Here is a 17,101-nt window from a genome sequence, read left to right as displayed (position 1 = left end):
TGAAAATAGCGCCTGTTTTTCTTTTCAGGCAGACGGGGTCAACGTGGCACAGGCGGAAGTATTGAATCAAACATTGCTGGCAAAGCAGGTTTTACAGGAAACCTTCGGCTACCAGCAGTTCCGCCCGGGTCAGGAAACCATTATCGACACCGCGCTGCAGGGGCGCGATTGCCTGGTGGTGATGCCAACCGGCGGCGGCAAATCGCTGTGCTATCAGGTCCCGGCGCTGGTGCTGAGTGGCCTGACGGTGGTGGTGTCGCCGCTGATCTCGCTGATGAAAGATCAGGTCGATCAGCTGCTGGCGAACGGTGTGTCGGCGGGCTGTCTGAACTCAACCCAGAGCCGCGAGCAGCAGCAGGAGGTGATGGCCGGCTGCCGCAGCGGACAGATTCGCCTGCTCTATATCGCCCCCGAACGCCTGATGCTGGATAATTTCCTCGAGCATCTCAGCCACTGGAATTTGTCGATGCTGGCGGTGGACGAGGCGCACTGTATTTCCCAGTGGGGGCATGATTTCCGTCCGGAATACGCCGCGCTGGGGCAACTGCGCCAGCGGATGCCGCAAATCCCGTTTATGGCGCTGACCGCCACCGCCGATGACACCACCCGTCGCGATATCGTGCGCCTGCTGGGGCTGAACGACCCGCTGATTCAGGTCAGCAGCTTCGACCGCCCCAACATCCGCTATATGCTGATGGAAAAGTTTAAGCCCCTGGACCAGCTAATGCGCTATGTGCAGGATCAGCGGGGCAAGTCGGGCATTATTTACTGCAACAGCCGCTCGAAAGTCGAGGATACCGCCGCTCGTCTGCAAAGCCGCGGCATCAGCGCGGCGGCATACCATGCCGGGCTGGAGCATGAGGTCCGCGCCGACGTGCAGGAAAAATTCCAGCGCGACGATCTGCAAATCGTGGTGGCGACGGTGGCCTTCGGCATGGGCATCAATAAGCCGAACGTTCGCTTCGTGGTGCACTTCGATATTCCGCGCAATATTGAATCCTACTATCAGGAAACCGGCCGCGCCGGCCGCGATGGCCTGCCCGCGGAGGCGATGCTGTTTTACGATCCGGCCGATATGGCGTGGCTGCGCCGCTGCCTCGAGGAGAAGCCTGCCGGGCCGCTACAGGACATTGAACGCCATAAGCTGAACGCCATGGGCGCGTTTGCCGAGGCACAGACCTGCCGCCGCCTGGTGCTGCTCAACTATTTTGGCGAAGGGCGTCAGGAGCCGTGCGGCAACTGCGATATCTGCCTTGATCCGCCAAAGCAGTACGATGCCTTAATGGACGCGCGTAAGGCGCTGTCGACGATTTATCGCGTCAACCAGCGGTTCGGGATGGGCTACGTGGTGGAGGTGCTGCGCGGTGCCAACAATCAGCGTATTCGCGAGATGGCGCACGATAAGCTGCCGGTGTACGGCATCGGTCGCGATCGGAGCCACGAGCATTGGGTGAGCGTGATTCGCCAGCTGATTCACCTCGGCCTGGTGACGCAGAATATCGCCCAGCATTCGGCGCTACAGCTCACCGAAGCGGCGCGTCCGGTACTGCGCGGCGAGGTCCCGCTGCAGCTGGCGGTACCGCGCATCGTGGCGCTCAAGCCGAAAGCGATGCAAAAATCCTTCGGCGGCAACTACGATCGCAAGCTGTTTGCCAAGCTGCGCAAATTGCGTAAAGCGATTGCCGACGAAGAGAATATCCCGCCCTACGTCGTGTTTAACGATGCGACGCTGATCGAGATGGCCGAGCAATCGCCGCTCACCGCCGGCGAGATGCTCAGCGTCAACGGCGTCGGTACGCGCAAGCTGGAGCGCTTCGGCAAAGAGTTTATGGCGCTGATCCGCGCGCATATTGATGGCGAAGAGGAGTAGTCAGGCGGGCGAAAAGGTGTCAGGATATCCTCTTCATCCTTCAAGCTGCTCTGCGTTGACTGCGCTCACTCACCCTCGTCGTCGGCTGTTTTTCGCGCCTGGGAATGTCCTCATTTGTCACCCTGGCGCATCTTGATCACTTAATTCCAGTGGGTTAACTATGCTGATGCTTTTCCTTACCGTCGCGCTGGTGCACATTATCGCGCTGATGAGTCCGGGCCCGGACTTCTTCTTCGTTTCGCAAACCGCCGTCAGCCGCTCGCGCAAAGAGGCGATGATGGGCGTACTCGGGATTACCTGTGGGGTGATGGTCTGGGCGGGGGTGGCGCTGCTCGGCCTGCATCTGATCATTGAAAAAATGGCCTGGCTGCACACCATTATTATGGTCGGCGGTGGGCTCTATCTCTGCTGGATGGGCTATCAGATGCTGCGCGGCGCCCTGAAGAAGAGCGAGGCGCCCGCCGCGGAGCCGCAGGTTGAGCTGGCCCGCAGCGGCCGCAGCTTCCTCAAAGGGCTGCTCACCAACCTGGCTAACCCGAAGGCGATTATCTACTTCGGCTCGGTTTTCTCGCTGTTCGTTGGCGATAACGTCGGCGCAGGCGAGCGCTGGGGTATTTTCCTGCTGATCGTCCTCGAAACGCTGGCGTGGTTTGCGGTGGTGGCCAGCCTGTTTGCCCTGCCGGCCATGCGCCGCGGCTACCAGCGGATGGCGAAGTGGATTGACGGCGTCGCCGGCGCGCTGTTCACCGGATTCGGCATTCATCTGATTATTTCACGTTAAGCCCGGTCAGGCTGTTCGCCTCAGGCGTGGCGCGCTGAAGCCAGCAGCGCGCCAACCAGCATAAACAGCGATCCAAAGACCTTGTTCAGCGCCGTCATCTGCTTCGGCCCCTTAATCCATACCGCAATGCGCTGCGCCAGCGTGGCGTAGCCAATCATCACGATGATATCGACCACGATGGTGGTGACGCCCAGAACCAGATACTGCATCACCTGGGGCTGATGCGGCACGATAAACTGCGGGAACAGGGCGGCCAGAAACACGATGCTCTTCGGGTTGGTTAAATTAACGAAAACCGCCCGCTGGTATAATTTCCCCTGGGTCTGCACCCTGGCCAGAGTCGTCAGGTTGATAGCTCCCGCTGCCCGCCACTGCTGAATGCCCAGCCAGATAAGATAGGCCGCGCCCGCCCATTTCAGCACTTCAAAGGCCAGTACCGAACGCGAAAACAGCGTTCCCAGACCAATACCTACCAGCACGATGTGAATCGCCAGGCCGGTCTGCAGGCCGGCAATCGAGGCCGTCGCCCCGCGGTAGCCGTGGTTGATTGAGGTGGTCATGGTATTAATCGCCCCTGAGCCCGGAGACAGGCTGAGAATAATCGATGTCAGCAGATAGGCGAACCACCACTCGAACGTCATGAGAAACTCCCTGATTGTCTGTTTTTATGCCACAATACGCTATTGTGTAAGCCTTGTGTGATACACGATAAAAAAACGATTTCTGGCGGTTAACAGGGGTGTAAACCCGATGTTTGGGCAGCAAAAGGACTGGGACACACGAGAAAACGAGTTTGCGGCTTTTACTATGGGGCCGCTGACCGATTTCTGGCAACAGCGGGAAGAAGCGGAATTTACGGGCGTGGACAGCATCCCGGTCCGCTTCGTGCGCTTCTGCGCTAAAAAACACGACCGGGTGGTGGTCATCTGCCCGGGGCGTATCGAAAGCTACGTGAAGTACGCCGAGCTGGCCTACGATCTGTTCCACAGCGGCTTTGACGTGATGATTATCGATCATCGCGGACAGGGGCGATCGGGGCGCTTATTAACCGACAGCCACCGCGGCCACGTCGTCAACTTCAGCGATTATGTTGACGATCTCGCCGCGCTTTGGCAGCAGGAAGTGGCGCCCGGCCACTGGCGAAAACGCTTTATACTGGCCCACTCAATGGGCGGGGCCATCGCGACGCTATTTTTGCAACGCCACCAGCAGCACTGTGACGCCATCGCGCTATGCGCGCCGATGTTCGGGATCGTTATGCGCCTCCCGGACTGGATGGTGCGCCATATTCTCGACTGGGCTGAGGGCTATCAGCGCATTCGTGAAGAGTACGCCATCGGCACCGGCCGCTGGCGGGCGCTGCCCTTCTCGGTTAACGTCCTGACGCATAGCCGCCAGCGCTACCGGCGTAACCTGCGTTTTTATGCGGACGAACCCCAGCTGAGGGTCGGCGGGCCGACGTACCACTGGGTGCGCGAGGGGATCCTCGCGGGCGAAGAGGCGCTGGCTGGCGTAGAAAAAGATATTACCCCCACGCTGCTGCTGCAGGCTGAAGAAGAACGCGTGGTCGACAACCGCATGCACGAACGCTACTGCGAGCTTCGCGCTGCGGCGGGCCACCCCTGCGAAGGTAATAAGCCGCTTGTCATAGAAGGGGCATACCATGAGATCCTTTTTGAAAAGGACGCCATGCGCTCAGTCGCGCTCAATGCCATTGTCGATTTTTTCACTCGACACAATTAGAGCCTGATGGGATAGGCTCTTAAACCGACGAAAACGCTCGTCGCCCTGCTTAGAGGTTAACATTTTTATGTACCAGGTTGTTGCGTCTGACTTAGATGGCACGCTGCTTTCCCCCGATCACTACTTAACCCCCTACGCGAAAGAGACGCTGCAGCTGCTGACCGCTCGCGGCATCAATTTTGTGTTTGCTACCGGCCGTCATTACATCGATGTCGGGCAGATTCGCGATAATCTCGGCATTAAGTCCTACATGATCACCTCTAACGGCGCGCGCGTGCACGATAGCGAGGGGAATCAGATATTTGCCCATAACCTCGATCGCGATATTGCCGTCGATCTGTTTGAGATGATGCGCAGCGATCCGCGGGTCGTTACCAACGTCTATCGCGACGACGAATGGTACATGAACCGCCACCGCCCGGAAGAGATGCGTTTCTTCAAAGAGGCGGTGTTTAACTACAAGCTGTACGAAGCCGGCGAGCTTGATCCTCAGGGGATCAGCAAGGTGTTTTTCACCTGCGAGGATCATCAGCATCTGCTGCCGCTGGAGCAGGCGATCAACGCCCGCTGGGGCGATCGCGTAAACGTCAGCTTTTCAACCCTGACCTGTCTGGAAGTGATGGCGGGCGGCGTATCGAAAGGTCATGCCCTCGAAGCGGTGGCCAAAATGCTGGGCTACGGCCTGAAGGACTGTATCGCCTTTGGCGACGGCATGAATGATGCGGAGATGCTGTCGATGGCGGGCAAAGGCTGCATTATGCTGAACGCGCACCAGCGCCTGAAAGATCTTCACCCCGAGCTGGAGGTGATTGGTAGCAACGCTGACGACGCAGTGCCGCACTATCTACGCAGGCTCTATCTCTCCTGATAAAGATTGACGACTGGCGATTTATTGTCCAGTTGTCAACCTGACTCTTCGCTACAATGAGTGCACTTCCTCCTGAGAGACATTCATTGTGGCGCTACTGATTATTACCACCATCCTGTGGGCCTTCTCCTTTAGCCTGATCGGCGAATACCTGGCGGGCAGCGTTGACAGCTACTTTTCGGCGCTGATGCGCGTTGGGCTGGCGGCGCTGGTGTTCCTGCCGTTTTTGCGCACCCGCGGGCAGTCGCCGCGGACTATCGTGCTGTATATGCTGGTAGGGGCCATGCAGCTTGGCATTATGTATCTGCTATCGTTCCGCGCCTACCTCTACCTGACGGTCTCTGAATTTCTGCTGTTCACGGTATTTACGCCGCTCTATATCACCCTGATTTATGACCTGATCAGCGGGCGTAAGCTGCGCTGGGGCTATCTGCTTAGCGCCGGGCTGGCGGTGCTGGGAGCGGCCATTATCCGCTACGATAAGGTGAGCGATCATTTCTGGACCGGGCTGCTGCTGGTGCAGCTGGCGAATATCTGTTTTGCCATCGGCATGGTAGGCTACAAACGCCTAATGGAGCTGCGGCCGATGCCCCAGCACAACGCTTTTGCGTGGTTCTATATGGGGGCGCTGCTGGTGGCGGCTGCGGCCTGGCTGATGCTGGGCAACCCGCAGCGGCTGCCGACGACCACCCTCCAGTGGGGTATTCTGGTATGGCTCGGCGTGGCGGCGTCAGGCCTGGGCTACTTTATGTGGAACTACGGGGCGACGCAGGTGGATGCCGGAACGCTGGGCATCATGAACAACGTCCATGTTCCAGCCGGGCTGCTGGTTAATCTTGCCATCTGGCAGGAGCAGCCCCACTGGCCGAGCTTTATTATCGGGGCTCTGGTGATCCTGGCCTCGCTGTGGGTCCATCGCCGCTGGGTCGCTCCGCACTCCGGACGAACGGCAGATGATCGCAGGCGTGGTTCCGCGCTGAGCGAATAAACGCTTCGGTAACCGGCTGGCGCTGCTCGCCGTCGCGCACCGCGGCGTACAGCCGGCTCCACAGGCCCTCGCCCAGGGTTTTGGTCACCACCAGACCCTGGCGTTCAAAATTCTCCACTACCCAGTGCGGCAGCGCCGCGATGCCCATGCGCGCGGCAACCATCTGAATTAGCAGCAGCGTGTTATCGACGCTCTTCAGCTGAGGGCTGATGCCCGCCGGCTGCAGGAAGTGGCGCCAGATATCCAGGCGGCTGCGTTGCACCGGGTAAATCAACAGCAGCTCCGCGGCCAGGTCCTCCGGCGCAATCCGCGTTTTCACAGCCAGCGGATGATCCGGCGCCAGCACCAGACGCACTTCAAAATCAAACATCGGCGAATAGTGCAGCCCGCTGCGCGGCAGAATATCGGACGTCATCACCAGATCCAGCTCGCCCTGCTGGAGAGCGGGCTGCGGGTCAAAGGTGACCCCGGACTGGAAATCAACCTCAACGTGCGGCCAGCTGGCGCGGAAGCTCTCCAGCGCCGGCGTCAGCCACTGGATGCAGCTGTGGCACTCAATGGCGATACGCAGCCGGGTTTGCTGCGGCTCGTTACAGTCCTGCAGGGCGCGGGTGATTTGCGGCAGCACCTGGTTTGCTAACTGCAGCAAAATCTCCCCCTGGGCGGTGAAGCGCAAGGGCTGACTTTTACGCACAAACAGGCGGAAGCCAAGGCGCTGTTCCAGATCGCTGAACTGGTGGGACAGGGCGGATTGGGTCTGGTGCAGGGCCGCCGCAGCGCCCGCCAGTGAACCGCTATTCCGCAACGCCTGCAGCGTTTTCAGGTGTTTAATTTCGATCATGAAAGTCCTTCACTTCGGCATGAATAATTTGCGCTTGAGGAATATACAGTAACCGCCAATTATGGATGTGTAAACATCTGGACGTCTAAATCCTGTATCTTTCGAATTTATGGTGCGTTGGCCGCACTTCCTCACCTGGTCACTTACTTCAGTAAGCTCCCGGGGATGAGCAAGTTTGCCGCCTTCTCTGAATTTAAAATCCTTAGGATTTGCAAATCATGAGGCTCAAAAAATGACAATTATTAATCACACCCTCGGTTTCCCCCGCGTTGGCCTACGCCGCGAGCTGAAAAAAGCGCAAGAGAGCTATTGGGCGGGTAATACGACCCGTGAAGAGCTGCTGGCGGTGGGGCGCGAACTGCGTGCCCGCCATTGGGAGCAGCAAAAGCAGGCGGGTATCGATCTGCTGCCGGTGGGCGATTTTGCCTGGTACGACCATGTTCTGACCACCAGCCTGCTTCTGGGCAACGTGCCGGCTCGTCATCAGAACAAAGACGGCTCCGTCGATATCGATACGCTGTTCCGCATTGGCCGCGGCCGCGCGCCGACCGGAGAGCCAGCGGCAGCGGCGGAAATGACCAAATGGTTTAACACCAACTATCACTACATGGTGCCGGAGTTTGTCAAAGGTCAGACGTTCAAGCTGACCTGGACCCAGCTGCTGGACGAAGTGGACGAAGCTCTGGCGCTGGGCCATAAGGTGAAGCCCGTGCTGCTGGGCCCGGTCACTTATCTGTGGTTGGGTAAAGTGAAGGGCGAGCAGTTCGATCGCCTGGAGCTGCTGAACGACATTCTACCGGTCTATCGGCAGGTGCTGGCGGAGCTGGCAAAACGCGGCGTTGAGTGGGTGCAAATTGATGAACCGGCGCTGGTGCTGGAGCTGCCGCAGGCGTGGCTGGACGCCTTCAGGCCGGCATACGACGCGCTCCAGGGCGAGGTTAAGCTGTTGCTGACCACCTATTTCGAAGGGGTCAGCGCTAACCTCAATACCATCACCGCGCTGCCGGTGCAGGGTCTGCACGTTGACCTGGTTCACGGTAAAGATGATGTTGCCGAGCTCAACAAGCGCCTGCCGTCAGGCTGGCTGCTCTCCGCCGGCCTGGTCAACGGGCGTAACGTCTGGCGCGCCGATCTCACGGAGAAATATAGCCAAATTAAAGCGATCGTCGGCAAACGTCCGCTGTGGGTGGCCTCCTCCTGCTCCCTGCTGCACAGCCCGATCGATCTGAGCGTGGAAACCCGCCTGGATGCGGAAGTGAAAAGCTGGTTTGCCTTCGCCCTGCAAAAATGCGCCGAGCTGGCGCTGCTGCGCGATGCGCTGAACAGCGGCGATACCGCCGCGCTTGCGGAGTGGAGCGCGCCGATTCAGGCCCGTCGCCACTCGACCCGCGTACACAACGCCGCGGTGGAAAAACGTCTGGCGGCCATTACCGCCCGGGACAGCCAGCGCCACAGCCCGTACGCAGAGCGTGCCCGGGCGCAGCGCGCCCGCTTTAACCTGCCGGCGTGGCCGACCACGACCATCGGCTCTTTCCCGCAGACCACCGAGATTCGCGGCCTGCGCCTGGACTTCAAGAAGGGCAATCTCGACGCCAGCAGCTACCGTACCGGCATTGCGGAACATATTAAGCAGGCGATCGTTGAGCAGGAGCGTTTAGGCCTCGACGTGCTGGTCCACGGTGAAGCCGAGCGTAACGACATGGTGGAGTATTTCGGCGAGCATCTCGACGGCTTTATCTTTACGCAAAACGGCTGGGTGCAGAGCTACGGTTCGCGCTGCGTGAAGCCGCCGGTGGTTATCGGCGACGTCAGCCGCCCGGAGGCCATCACCGTTGAGTGGGCGAAATATGCGCAGTCTCTCACCGACAAACCGGTGAAAGGCATGCTGACCGGCCCGGTGACGATTCTGTGCTGGTCCTTCCCGCGGGAAGACGTCAGCCGCGAAACCATCGCTAAGCAGATTGCGCTGGCGCTGCGTGACGAAGTGGCGGATCTGGAAGCGGCCGGTATCGGTATTATCCAGATTGATGAACCGGCGCTGCGCGAAGGTCTGCCCCTCAAGCGTAGCGACTGGGATGCATACCTGCGGTGGGGCGTGGAAGCCTTCCGCATCAACGCCGCCGTGGCGCAGGATGACACCCAGATCCACACCCATATGTGCTACTGCGAGTTCAACGACATCATGGATTCTATCGCGGCGCTGGACGCGGACGTGATTACCATTGAGACCTCGCGTTCCGACATGGAGCTGCTGGAGTCGTTTGAGGAGTTCGAATACCCGAACGAAATCGGCCCGGGCGTATATGATATCCACTCGCCTAACGTCCCGAGCGTGGAGTGGATTGAAGCCCTGCTGGAGAAAGCCGCCCAGCGCATCCCGGCGGAGCGGTTGTGGGTGAACCCGGACTGCGGCCTGAAGACTCGCGGCTGGCCGGAAACCCGCGCCGCGCTGGCTAACATGGTGAAAGCCGCGCAGAACCTGCGCGAATCCGCCTGAAGCGCCGCTGCGCTAATAAGGCAATAAAAGAGGAGGCTAAGGCCTCCTCTTTTTTATGCACCGAAAGCGTAAGCTTAAGCCTTCTTGCTGCCGCCGTACTGGGCAAACCACGCCAGCATGCGCTGCCAGCCGTCCTGCGCCGACTCCTCATGGTAGCTGGCGCGATAGTCGGCATTAAACGCGTGGCCGGCCTGTGGATAGACCACGATCTCCGCCGTCGCGTTGGCGGCGCGCAGCGCCTGGCGCATGGTCTCTACCGTATCCTGCGGGATGCTGTCATCTTTCGCGCCATAGAGTCCCAGCACCGGCGCGTTAAGATCGACGGCAACATCCACCGGATGCTTCGCGGAGTTCAGCGTTTTCTGCCCGACCAGCTTGCCGTACCAGGCGACGGCGGCCTTCAGCTGCGGATTATGCGCGGCGTAGAGCCAGGTAATACGCCCGCCCCAGCAGAAGCCGGTGATCAGCAGACGATGGGCATCGCCCCCATGACGCGCCGCCCAGCTGGCGACGTGGTCAAGGTCTGCCAGCACCTGCGAGTCCGGGACTTTGCTGACCAGCTCCTGGAACAGCGTTGGGATATCGGTGTACTCGTTCGGATCGCCCTGGCGGAAGTACAGCTCTGGGGCGATCGCCAGATAGCCTTCCAGCGCCAGGCGGCGGCAAACGTCGCGGATATGCTCATGGACGCCGAAAATTTCCTGTACCACGATAACCACCGGCAGCGGTCCATCGCTATTTTTCGGCCGGGCATGGTACGCCGGCATATTCTCTCCCTGGGAAGGGATCGAGGTTTCTCCGGCGGTAATGCTCTCTTCCGGCGTATGAACGGCGGTAGATGCATGCGGGATGGCTGCAGGTGCAAAGCCGGGTTGCTTGGTTGTGGTCATGGTATTCTCCGTACCCTTAATTTATTAGCGCATCGATAACTATAGACTCTTAAGACCAGTCGTTAACAAATCACAGTGCCCGAAACAGGCTATCTTTTGTTCAGGCGCAGCGAATATAACTTGTTAATGTGACGAATCTCACTATTTAGTGGAATAGAGTTGCAATGATTTTCATTCATGGTGATTGTCGTCACAAAATTAAGCGGGTGGCTTCTATAAAGTACCGTTTTGCTTCTGCTGATAATTCGACCCACAGAGGAGTTTTTTATGTCTAAGTCTGATGTTTTTCATCTCGGCCTCACCAAAAACGATTTACAAGGGGCTACGCTGGCTATCGTCCCTGGCGATCCGGAGCGTGTGGAAAAGATCGCCGCGCTGATGGATAAGCCGGTCAAGCTGGCATCCCACCGCGAATTTACCTCCTGGCGCGCCGAGCTTGACGGCAAGCCGGTGATCGTATGCTCTACCGGTATCGGCGGCCCATCAACGTCGATTGCCGTGGAAGAGCTGGCCCAGCTGGGAATCAATACCTTCCTGCGTATCGGCACCACCGGCGCCATCCAGCCGAATATCAACGTTGGCGACGTTCTGGTGACCACCGCATCCGTGCGTCTCGACGGCGCGAGCCTGCACTTCGCGCCAATGGAGTATCCGGCCGTCGCTGACTTTGCCTGCACCACCGCGCTGGTGGAAGCGGCCAAATCTATCGGCGCAACGACCCATATCGGCGTGACCGCCTCTTCCGACACCTTCTATCCGGGCCAGGAGCGCTATGACACCGTCTCCGGCCGCGTGGTGAGCCGCTTTAAAGGCTCGATGGCAGAGTGGCAGGCGATGGGCGTGATGAACTACGAAATGGAATCGGCCACGCTGCTGACCATGTGCTCCAGCCAGGGCCTGCGCGCCGGGATGGTTGCCGGGGTGATCGTCAACCGCACCCAGCAGGAAATCCCTAACGCTGAAACCATGAAGCAAACTGAAAGCCATGCGGTGAAAATTGTCGTTGAAGCGGCTCGCCGTCTGCTGTAGTTCCTCCCCTTGTTGCAAAGGCCGGCTCGTCCGGCCTCTCTTTTTTGCGCTGCGCCTCGCAGGAAATTCCTTTTAAACTGGACGTTTGTACAGCACAATCCTATTTTTGTGCCGTAAGCGGCTGCAGTAGCAGGGGGCGTTGTGGATATCTCAATGATTATAAGTGCCATCGCGGCGCTGGTCGCAGGGCTGGTCGTCGGCTGGCTGGCGACGAAGGCCGCCGCCGATCGGACGCGTGCCGACCTTATCGAAGAGCGGCGCGAGCTGGATATTGAGCTGAGCTCGGCCCGCCAGCAACTGGTGCAGGCGGCCCACTGGCGCGATGAGTGCGAGCTGCTGAATAATGAGCTGCGCAGCCTGCGCGAGATCAACAGCTCGCTGGAGGCCGATCTCCGCGAAGTCACCACCCGCCTTGACTCCACCCGGCTACATGCGGAAGAGAAAATTCGCCAGATGGTCAACAGCGAGCAGCGCCTTAGCGAGCAGTTTGAAAATCTGGCTAACCGTATTTTCGAGCACAGCAACCGACGGGTTGACGAGCAGAACCGGCAAAGCCTGCATGGCCTGCTGACGCCGCTGCGTGAGCAGCTGGACGGCTTTCGTCGTCAGGTGCAGGAGAGCTTCGGCCAGGAGGCGCGGGAGCGCCACACGCTGGCCCATGAAATTCGCAATCTGCAGCAGCTCAATACCCGGATGGCCCAGGAGGCCCTCAACCTGACCCGCGCCCTTAAGGGCGATAACAAAACCCAGGGTAACTGGGGGGAAGTGGTTCTAACCCGCGTGCTGGAGGCTTCCGGGCTGCGGGAAGGCCACGAATATCAGACCCAGGTCAGCATTGAAACGGAAAACCGCTCGCGAATGCAGCCGGACGTGATCGTCCGTTTGCCGCAGGGAAAAGACGTGGTCATCGATGCCAAAATGACGCTGGTGGCCTATGAGCGCTACTTCAACGCCGAAGATGATGACGCCCGCGAGGCGGCGCTGCAGGAGCACATTGCGTCGGTGCGCGGCCATATCCGCCTGCTTGGCAGGAAAGATTATCAACAGCTGCCGGGGCTGCGATCCCTCGACTACGTCCTGATGTTTATCCCCGTTGAGCCCGCATTTCTGCTGGCGATAGACCGCCAGCCCGAACTGATCAGCGAAGCGCTGCAGCACAATATTATGCTGGTCAGCCCCACCACGCTGCTGGTGGCGTTGCGTACTATTGCCAATCTCTGGCGCTATGAGCACCAGAGCCGCAATGCGCAGAAAATTGCCGAACGTGCGGGCCGCCTGTACGACAAGATGCGGCTGTTCGTCGATGATATGTCCGCAATAGGCCAGAGCCTCGACAAAGCGCAGGATAATTACCGCCAGGCGATGAAAAAGCTGGCCTCCGGCCGCGGTAACCTGCTGATGCAGGCTGAAGCTTTTCGCGGCCTCGGGGTGGAGGTTAAGCGCGGGATTAATCCTGACTTAGTCGAACAGGCAACCGCCCGGGACGATGAATACCGGCCGGATGATGAAGATAACTCATCGGAAAATAACGATTTTTCGTCAGAATCTTTCGCTGCATCGCTGTCGGGTGAGGGTTCTCAGCCGCGTTGAACCGTATGGGAAATGCGCTAAATCTGTTACACTCGACGAACATTTTCTTGATAAGCAAGCAGGCATTGAGATGGTTGAGGATTCACAAGAAACGACGCACTTTGGCTTTCAGACGGTTGCCAAAGAGCAGAAGGCGGACATGGTGGCGCATGTATTCCATTCTGTGGCCGCAAAATATGATGTGATGAATGATTTGATGTCGTTCGGTATTCATCGTTTGTGGAAGCGTTTCACCATCGATTGCAGCGGCGTGCGTCGCGGGCAAACCGTGCTGGATCTGGCCGGCGGCACCGGCGACCTGACGGCAAAATTCTCCCGCCTGGTCGGCGAGACTGGCCGCGTCATGCTGGCAGATATTAACGATTCAATGCTGAAAATGGGCCGCGAAAAGCTGCGCAACGTCGGCATTATCGGCAACGTTGAATACGTTCAGGCCAATGCGGAAGCGCTGCCGTTCGCCGATAACACCTTTGACTGCATCACTATTTCATTCGGCCTGCGTAACGTCACCGATAAAGAAAAAGCGCTGCGCTCCATGTACCGGGTGCTGAAGCCGGGCGGACGTCTGCTGGTGCTGGAGTTTTCAAAACCGATTATTGAGCCGCTGAGCAAAGCGTACGACGCCTACTCCTTCCATATCCTGCCGCGCGTGGGAGAGCTGGTGGCCAACGATGGCGAAAGCTATCGCTACCTTGCGGAATCTATTCGCATGCACCCCGATCAGAAAACCCTGAAGGGTATGATGCAGGATGCGGGCTTTGAAAGCGTCGACTACTACAACCTGACGGCAGGTATCGTGGCGTTACACCGCGGTTATAAGTTCTGACAGGGGGACGCTATGCCTTTCAAACCACTGGTCACCGCCGGTATTGAGACGGTCCTGAATACCTTTCTCTGGCGTGATAAAGCCTTAAAACCGGCGCGTCAGCGTTTGTCAGGGAAAGTGCTGCGCGTGGAGCTGCAGGAGCTGGCGACGCCGGTGGTTCTGGCCTTTAGCGACCGCCAGGTCGATGTACTCGGCGCGTGGGAAGGCGTAGCGGATTGTACCGTCATCACCCGCCTGAGCGTCCTGTCGCAGCTGCGCAATCGTCAGCAGCTTACCGCGCTTATCCGCAGCGGCGACCTGCAGGTGCAGGGCGATTTGCAGGTGGTGCAGAATATGGTGACGCTGTGCGATCTGGCGGAGTTCGATCCCGCAGAGCTGCTGGCCCCGTATACCGGCGATATCGTCGCCGAGGGCGTCAGCAAAGTATTCCGCACCGGCGCCCGCTTCCTGCTGCACGGCGCGCAGCGCCAGCAGCGGTATATCGCTGAGGCGCTCACCGAAGAGTGGCGTCTGACGCCGGGGCCGCTGGAAATGGCCTGGTTTGGCGAAGAGACCGCCGCTGCGGAACGCGCCCTGGCTGCGCTTGAAAAACGGCTGGACATGCTGGAGGGCAAATGACGCCAGGAGAATTACGGCGCCTGTATCTTATTATCCGCACCTTTTTGAGTTACGGGCTTGATGAGCTGATCCCCAAAATGCGCATCACGCTGCCGCTGCGTATCTGGCGACGGATGCTGTTCTGGATGCCGAATCGCCATAAAGACAAACAGCTCGGCGAGCGCTTACGCCTTGCGTTACAGGAGCTGGGGCCGGTCTGGATCAAATTTGGCCAGATGCTGTCAACCCGCCGCGATCTCTTTCCTCCGCAAATTGCCGATCAGCTTGCGCTCCTGCAGGATCGCGTGGCGCCGTTTGATGGCCAACTGGCCAAAAAACAGATCGAGCAGGCGATGGGCGGCCTTCCGGTTGAGGCATGGTTTGATGATTTCTCGATTGAGCCGCTGGCTTCCGCTTCGATTGCCCAGGTGCATACCGCGCGTCTGAAAGAGAACGGCAAAGAGGTCGTGATTAAGGTTATCCGCCCGGATATCGTGCCGGTTATTAAGGCGGATATGAAGCTTATCTATCGCCTGGCGCGCTGGGTACCTCGCCTGTTGCCCGACGGCCGCCGCCTGCGCCCGCAGGAAGTGGTGCGCGAATATGAAAAAACGCTGCTCGATGAGCTTAACCTGCTGCGCGAATCGGCAAACGCTATCCAGCTGCGGCGGAATTTTGAAGATAGCCCGATGCTCTACGTGCCGGAGGTTTACTCCGATTACTGCAGCGAAGGCATGATGGTGATGGAGCGGATTTACGGCATCCCGGTTTCCGATGTCGAGGCGCTGGAGGCTCAGGGCACCAATATGAAGCTGCTCGCCGAGCGGGGTGTGCAGGTCTTTTTCACCCAGGTATTCCGCGACAGCTTCTTCCACGCCGACATGCACCCGGGGAATATTTTTGTCAGCTATGAGCATCCGGAGAACCCGAAATATATCGGTATTGACTGCGGTATTGTGGGTTCGCTGAATAAAGAGGATAAGCGCTATCTGGCGGAAAACTTTATTGCCTTCTTCAACCGCGATTACCGCAAAGTTGCCGAGCTGCACGTTGATTCCGGCTGGGTGCCGGCGGATACAAACGTTGAAGAGTTCGAATTTGCCATCCGCACCGTCTGCGAACCCATCTTCGAAAAGCCGCTGGCTGAAATCTCCTTTGGCCATGTGCTGCTGAACCTGTTCAACACCGCCCGGCGCTTTAATATGGAAGTTCAGCCGCAGCTGGTATTGTTACAGAAGACATTACTTTACGTAGAAGGGGTAGGCCGCCAGCTCTATCCTCAGTTAGACTTGTGGAAAACGGCGAAGCCTTTCCTTGAGTCGTGGATTAAAGATCAGGTCGGCATTCCGGCGCTGGTACGCGCGTTCAAGGAAAAAGCGCCGTTCTGGATCGAAAGAATGCCGGAGATACCGGAGCTGGTGTACCAAAGCCTGCAGCAAAGCAAACAGCTGCAGAACAGCGTTGATACGATTGTCCGCGATATCCAGGTGCGGCACGTTCGTCAGGGACAGTCCCGTTATCTGTTTGGTATAGGCGCCGTTTTATTACTTAGCGGTACCCTGTTGTTCATCCACCGGCCGGAGTGGGGCCTGATGCCCGGCTGGCTAATGGCCGGTGGCGTTGTGACCTGGCTGATTGGCTGGCGCAAAACGGGCTAAGCGATATTGCCTTCATCACGGCGCATTGGCTGTTGCGCGAAGTCATGCGTGCGTCCTGACGAAGAGGCGGCCCGCGAGATGACGTGTATAATGCGTCCCATTAATTCATCATCTGTCATAGGGGAATGTGTATGGGTGGTATCAGTATCTGGCAGTTATTAATTGTTGTCGTCATCGTCGTTCTGCTTTTTGGGACAAAAAAGCTGAGCTCGCTGGGGTCGGATTTAGGCGCATCAATCAAGGGCTTTAAAAAGGCCATGAATGATGATGAAAAGCCTGAAAATGGGGCTCCGGACGCGGATTTCGCGGCGAAATCCATCGCTGATAAGCAGGATGATGCGAAAAAAGACGAGACAAAACGCCACGACAAAGAGCAGGTGTAATTCGTGTTCGATATCGGTTTTAGTGAACTACTGTTGGTGTTTGTGATTGGCCTCATCGTGCTGGGGCCGCAGCGGCTGCCCGTAGCGGTAAAAACGGTGGCGAGCTGGATCCGTACGCTGCGCTCGCTGGCGGCCACCGTACAAAATGAGATTACTCAGGAACTAAAACTGCAGGAGTTTCAGGAAAGCCTGAAGAAGGTCGAAAAGGCGAGCCTGGACAACCTGACGCCTGAGCTGAAGGCCTCCATGGACGAACTGCGTGAAGCGGCCGAATCCATGAAGCGATCTTATTCCGCTCACGATCCTGAGAAAGCCAGTGACGAAGCGAACACTATCCATAACCCGGTTGTGAAGGGCAGCGAAGAACAGCGCCAGGACATCACGCCGGCGACGGCCGAGCATCAGGCCAGCGCGCCGGTTCATGCGCCAGCCAGCGCTGTCGATGAGCCGCTGTCGCCGTCGGCCGAGCTTCCTGAAGCCAAAGAAAACGCCGCCGTAAAAGCGACCGATTCCTCCCCCGCATCGAGTGATAAACCGTAA

General features: G+C 58.4%; 16 protein-coding genes. 13 read left to right on the top strand and 3 right to left on the bottom strand.

All coding sequences use genetic code 11. The features are described 5' to 3' along the window. Window positions 1-43: 43 nt before the first annotated feature. Together recQ and rhtC are read left to right on the top strand one after the other, a co-directional pair. Window positions 44-1,870 carry an ATP-dependent DNA helicase RecQ gene (gene recQ, locus AC1M2H_RS26455; protein WP_480149672.1) on the top strand — a complete coding sequence of 609 codons (1,827 nt, stop codon included), beginning with the start codon at window positions 44-46 and terminating at the stop codon, window positions 1,868-1,870. A 160-nt stretch (window positions 1,871-2,030) separates the two neighbouring features. Continuing rightward, on the top strand, window positions 2,031-2,651 hold the full coding sequence (gene rhtC / locus AC1M2H_RS26450) for a threonine export protein RhtC (RefSeq protein WP_045853598.1): 621 nt from the start codon (window positions 2,031-2,033) through the stop codon (window positions 2,649-2,651). A gap of 20 nt (window positions 2,652-2,671) precedes the next feature. On the opposite strand, the gene rhtB is transcribed toward rhtC, so the two are convergent. After that, on the bottom strand, window positions 2,672-3,292 hold the full coding sequence (gene rhtB, locus AC1M2H_RS26445) for a homoserine/homoserine lactone efflux protein (protein WP_480149671.1): 621 nt from the start codon (window positions 3,290-3,292) through the stop codon (window positions 2,672-2,674). A gap of 109 nt (window positions 3,293-3,401) precedes the next feature. Between rhtB and pldB the strand changes: the two genes are divergently transcribed. The 3 genes from pldB (at window position 3,402) to AC1M2H_RS26430 (ending at window position 6,250) form a co-directional block, all read left to right on the top strand. Next, the gene (gene pldB / locus AC1M2H_RS26440) at window positions 3,402-4,394 is read left to right on the top strand and encodes a lysophospholipase L2 (protein WP_480149670.1); all 993 of its coding nucleotides are present in this window, start codon (window positions 3,402-3,404) and stop codon (window positions 4,392-4,394) included. A gap of 67 nt (window positions 4,395-4,461) precedes the next feature. Further along, window positions 4,462-5,262 carry a sugar/pyridoxal phosphate phosphatase YigL gene (yigL, locus tag AC1M2H_RS26435; protein ID WP_480149669.1) on the top strand — a complete coding sequence of 267 codons (801 nt, stop codon included), beginning with the start codon at window positions 4,462-4,464 and terminating at the stop codon, window positions 5,260-5,262. Between the two features lie 88 nt (window positions 5,263-5,350). Next, a complete protein-coding gene (locus AC1M2H_RS26430; RefSeq protein ID WP_426813538.1) occupies window positions 5,351-6,250 on the top strand; it encodes a carboxylate/amino acid/amine transporter in 900 nt (299 codons plus the stop codon). Here the strand turns inward: AC1M2H_RS26430 and metR are convergent. After that, the gene (gene metR / locus AC1M2H_RS26425; RefSeq protein ID WP_480149668.1) at window positions 6,138-7,091 is read right to left on the bottom strand and encodes an HTH-type transcriptional regulator MetR; all 954 of its coding nucleotides are present in this window, start codon (window positions 7,089-7,091) and stop codon (window positions 6,138-6,140) included. The two genes, AC1M2H_RS26430 and metR, sit on opposite strands and share 113 nt — an antisense overlap. A 232-nt stretch (window positions 7,092-7,323) precedes the next feature. On the opposite strand from metR, the gene metE reads away from it, so the two are divergent. Further along, window positions 7,324-9,588, top strand: coding sequence for a 5-methyltetrahydropteroyltriglutamate--homocysteine S-methyltransferase (gene metE, locus AC1M2H_RS26420; RefSeq protein WP_480149667.1), 2,265 nt, complete (start codon window positions 7,324-7,326; stop codon window positions 9,586-9,588). A 74-nt stretch (window positions 9,589-9,662) separates the two neighbouring features. Here the strand turns inward: metE and AC1M2H_RS26415 are convergent, their stop codons facing one another. Further along, complete coding sequence (locus AC1M2H_RS26415; RefSeq protein WP_480149666.1) at window positions 9,663-10,478, bottom strand: dienelactone hydrolase family protein; 816 nt, start codon at window positions 10,476-10,478, stop codon at window positions 9,663-9,665. Between the two features lie 267 nt (window positions 10,479-10,745). Between AC1M2H_RS26415 and udp the strand changes: the two genes are divergently transcribed. From udp to tatB, 7 genes are all read left to right on the top strand, one after another. Continuing rightward, window positions 10,746-11,507, top strand: a complete 762-nt coding sequence (udp, locus tag AC1M2H_RS26410) for a uridine phosphorylase (protein ID WP_041143515.1) — start codon at window positions 10,746-10,748, stop codon at window positions 11,505-11,507. Window positions 11,508-11,648: 141 nt separating this feature from the next. Next, window positions 11,649-13,097, top strand: a complete 1,449-nt coding sequence (gene rmuC / locus AC1M2H_RS26405) for a DNA recombination protein RmuC (protein WP_480149665.1) — start codon at window positions 11,649-11,651, stop codon at window positions 13,095-13,097. Between the two features lie 70 nt (window positions 13,098-13,167). After that, entirely contained in the window at window positions 13,168-13,923 is a 756-nt protein-coding gene (gene ubiE / locus AC1M2H_RS26400) for a bifunctional demethylmenaquinone methyltransferase/2-methoxy-6-polyprenyl-1,4-benzoquinol methylase UbiE (protein WP_480149664.1), read from the top strand. Between the two features lie 12 nt (window positions 13,924-13,935). Then, a complete protein-coding gene (gene ubiJ, locus AC1M2H_RS26395) occupies window positions 13,936-14,541 on the top strand; it encodes a ubiquinone biosynthesis protein UbiJ (protein ID WP_480149663.1) in 606 nt (201 codons plus the stop codon). Beyond that, on the top strand, window positions 14,538-16,178 hold the full coding sequence (gene ubiB / locus AC1M2H_RS26390; protein ID WP_480149662.1) for a ubiquinone biosynthesis regulatory protein kinase UbiB: 1,641 nt from the start codon (window positions 14,538-14,540) through the stop codon (window positions 16,176-16,178). The genes ubiJ and ubiB overlap by 4 nt, the downstream gene beginning before the upstream one ends. Window positions 16,179-16,309: 131 nt before the next feature. Continuing rightward, the gene (tatA, locus tag AC1M2H_RS26385; RefSeq protein WP_480149661.1) at window positions 16,310-16,561 is read left to right on the top strand and encodes a Sec-independent protein translocase subunit TatA; all 252 of its coding nucleotides are present in this window, start codon (window positions 16,310-16,312) and stop codon (window positions 16,559-16,561) included. Between the two features lie 3 nt (window positions 16,562-16,564). Next, on the top strand, window positions 16,565-17,101 hold the full coding sequence (gene tatB / locus AC1M2H_RS26380) for a Sec-independent protein translocase protein TatB (RefSeq protein ID WP_480149660.1): 537 nt from the start codon (window positions 16,565-16,567) through the stop codon (window positions 17,099-17,101).

The sequence above is a fragment of the Klebsiella sp. F11 genome (genome assembly GCF_056712265.1).
The sequence above is the reverse complement of the archived record's forward strand: the minus strand, read 5'-3'. Positions and strand labels throughout refer to the sequence as shown.

Excerpts from the sequence above, each read along its gene's own strand:
- AC1M2H_RS26415 (WP_480149666.1), bottom strand. The coding sequence starts at position 10,478 with ATGACCACAACCAAGCAACCCGGCTTTGCACCTGCAGCCATCCCGCAT.
- metE (WP_480149667.1), top strand. The coding sequence starts at position 7,324 with ATGACAATTATTAATCACACCCTCGGTTTCCCCCGCGTTGGCCTACGC.
- yigL (WP_480149669.1), top strand. The coding sequence starts at position 4,462 with ATGTACCAGGTTGTTGCGTCTGACTTAGATGGCACGCTGCTTTCCCCC.
- tatA (WP_480149661.1), top strand. The coding sequence starts at position 16,310 with ATGGGTGGTATCAGTATCTGGCAGTTATTAATTGTTGTCGTCATCGTC.
- udp (WP_041143515.1), top strand. The coding sequence starts at position 10,746 with ATGTCTAAGTCTGATGTTTTTCATCTCGGCCTCACCAAAAACGATTTA.
- ubiE (WP_480149664.1), top strand. The coding sequence starts at position 13,168 with ATGGTTGAGGATTCACAAGAAACGACGCACTTTGGCTTTCAGACGGTT.
- ubiB (WP_480149662.1), top strand. The coding sequence starts at position 14,538 with ATGACGCCAGGAGAATTACGGCGCCTGTATCTTATTATCCGCACCTTT.
- rhtB (WP_480149671.1), bottom strand. The coding sequence starts at position 3,292 with ATGACGTTCGAGTGGTGGTTCGCCTATCTGCTGACATCGATTATTCTC.
- metR (WP_480149668.1), bottom strand. The coding sequence starts at position 7,091 with ATGATCGAAATTAAACACCTGAAAACGCTGCAGGCGTTGCGGAATAGC.
- rhtC (WP_045853598.1), top strand. The coding sequence starts at position 2,031 with ATGCTGATGCTTTTCCTTACCGTCGCGCTGGTGCACATTATCGCGCTG.
- pldB (WP_480149670.1), top strand. The coding sequence starts at position 3,402 with ATGTTTGGGCAGCAAAAGGACTGGGACACACGAGAAAACGAGTTTGCG.
- ubiJ (WP_480149663.1), top strand. The coding sequence starts at position 13,936 with ATGCCTTTCAAACCACTGGTCACCGCCGGTATTGAGACGGTCCTGAAT.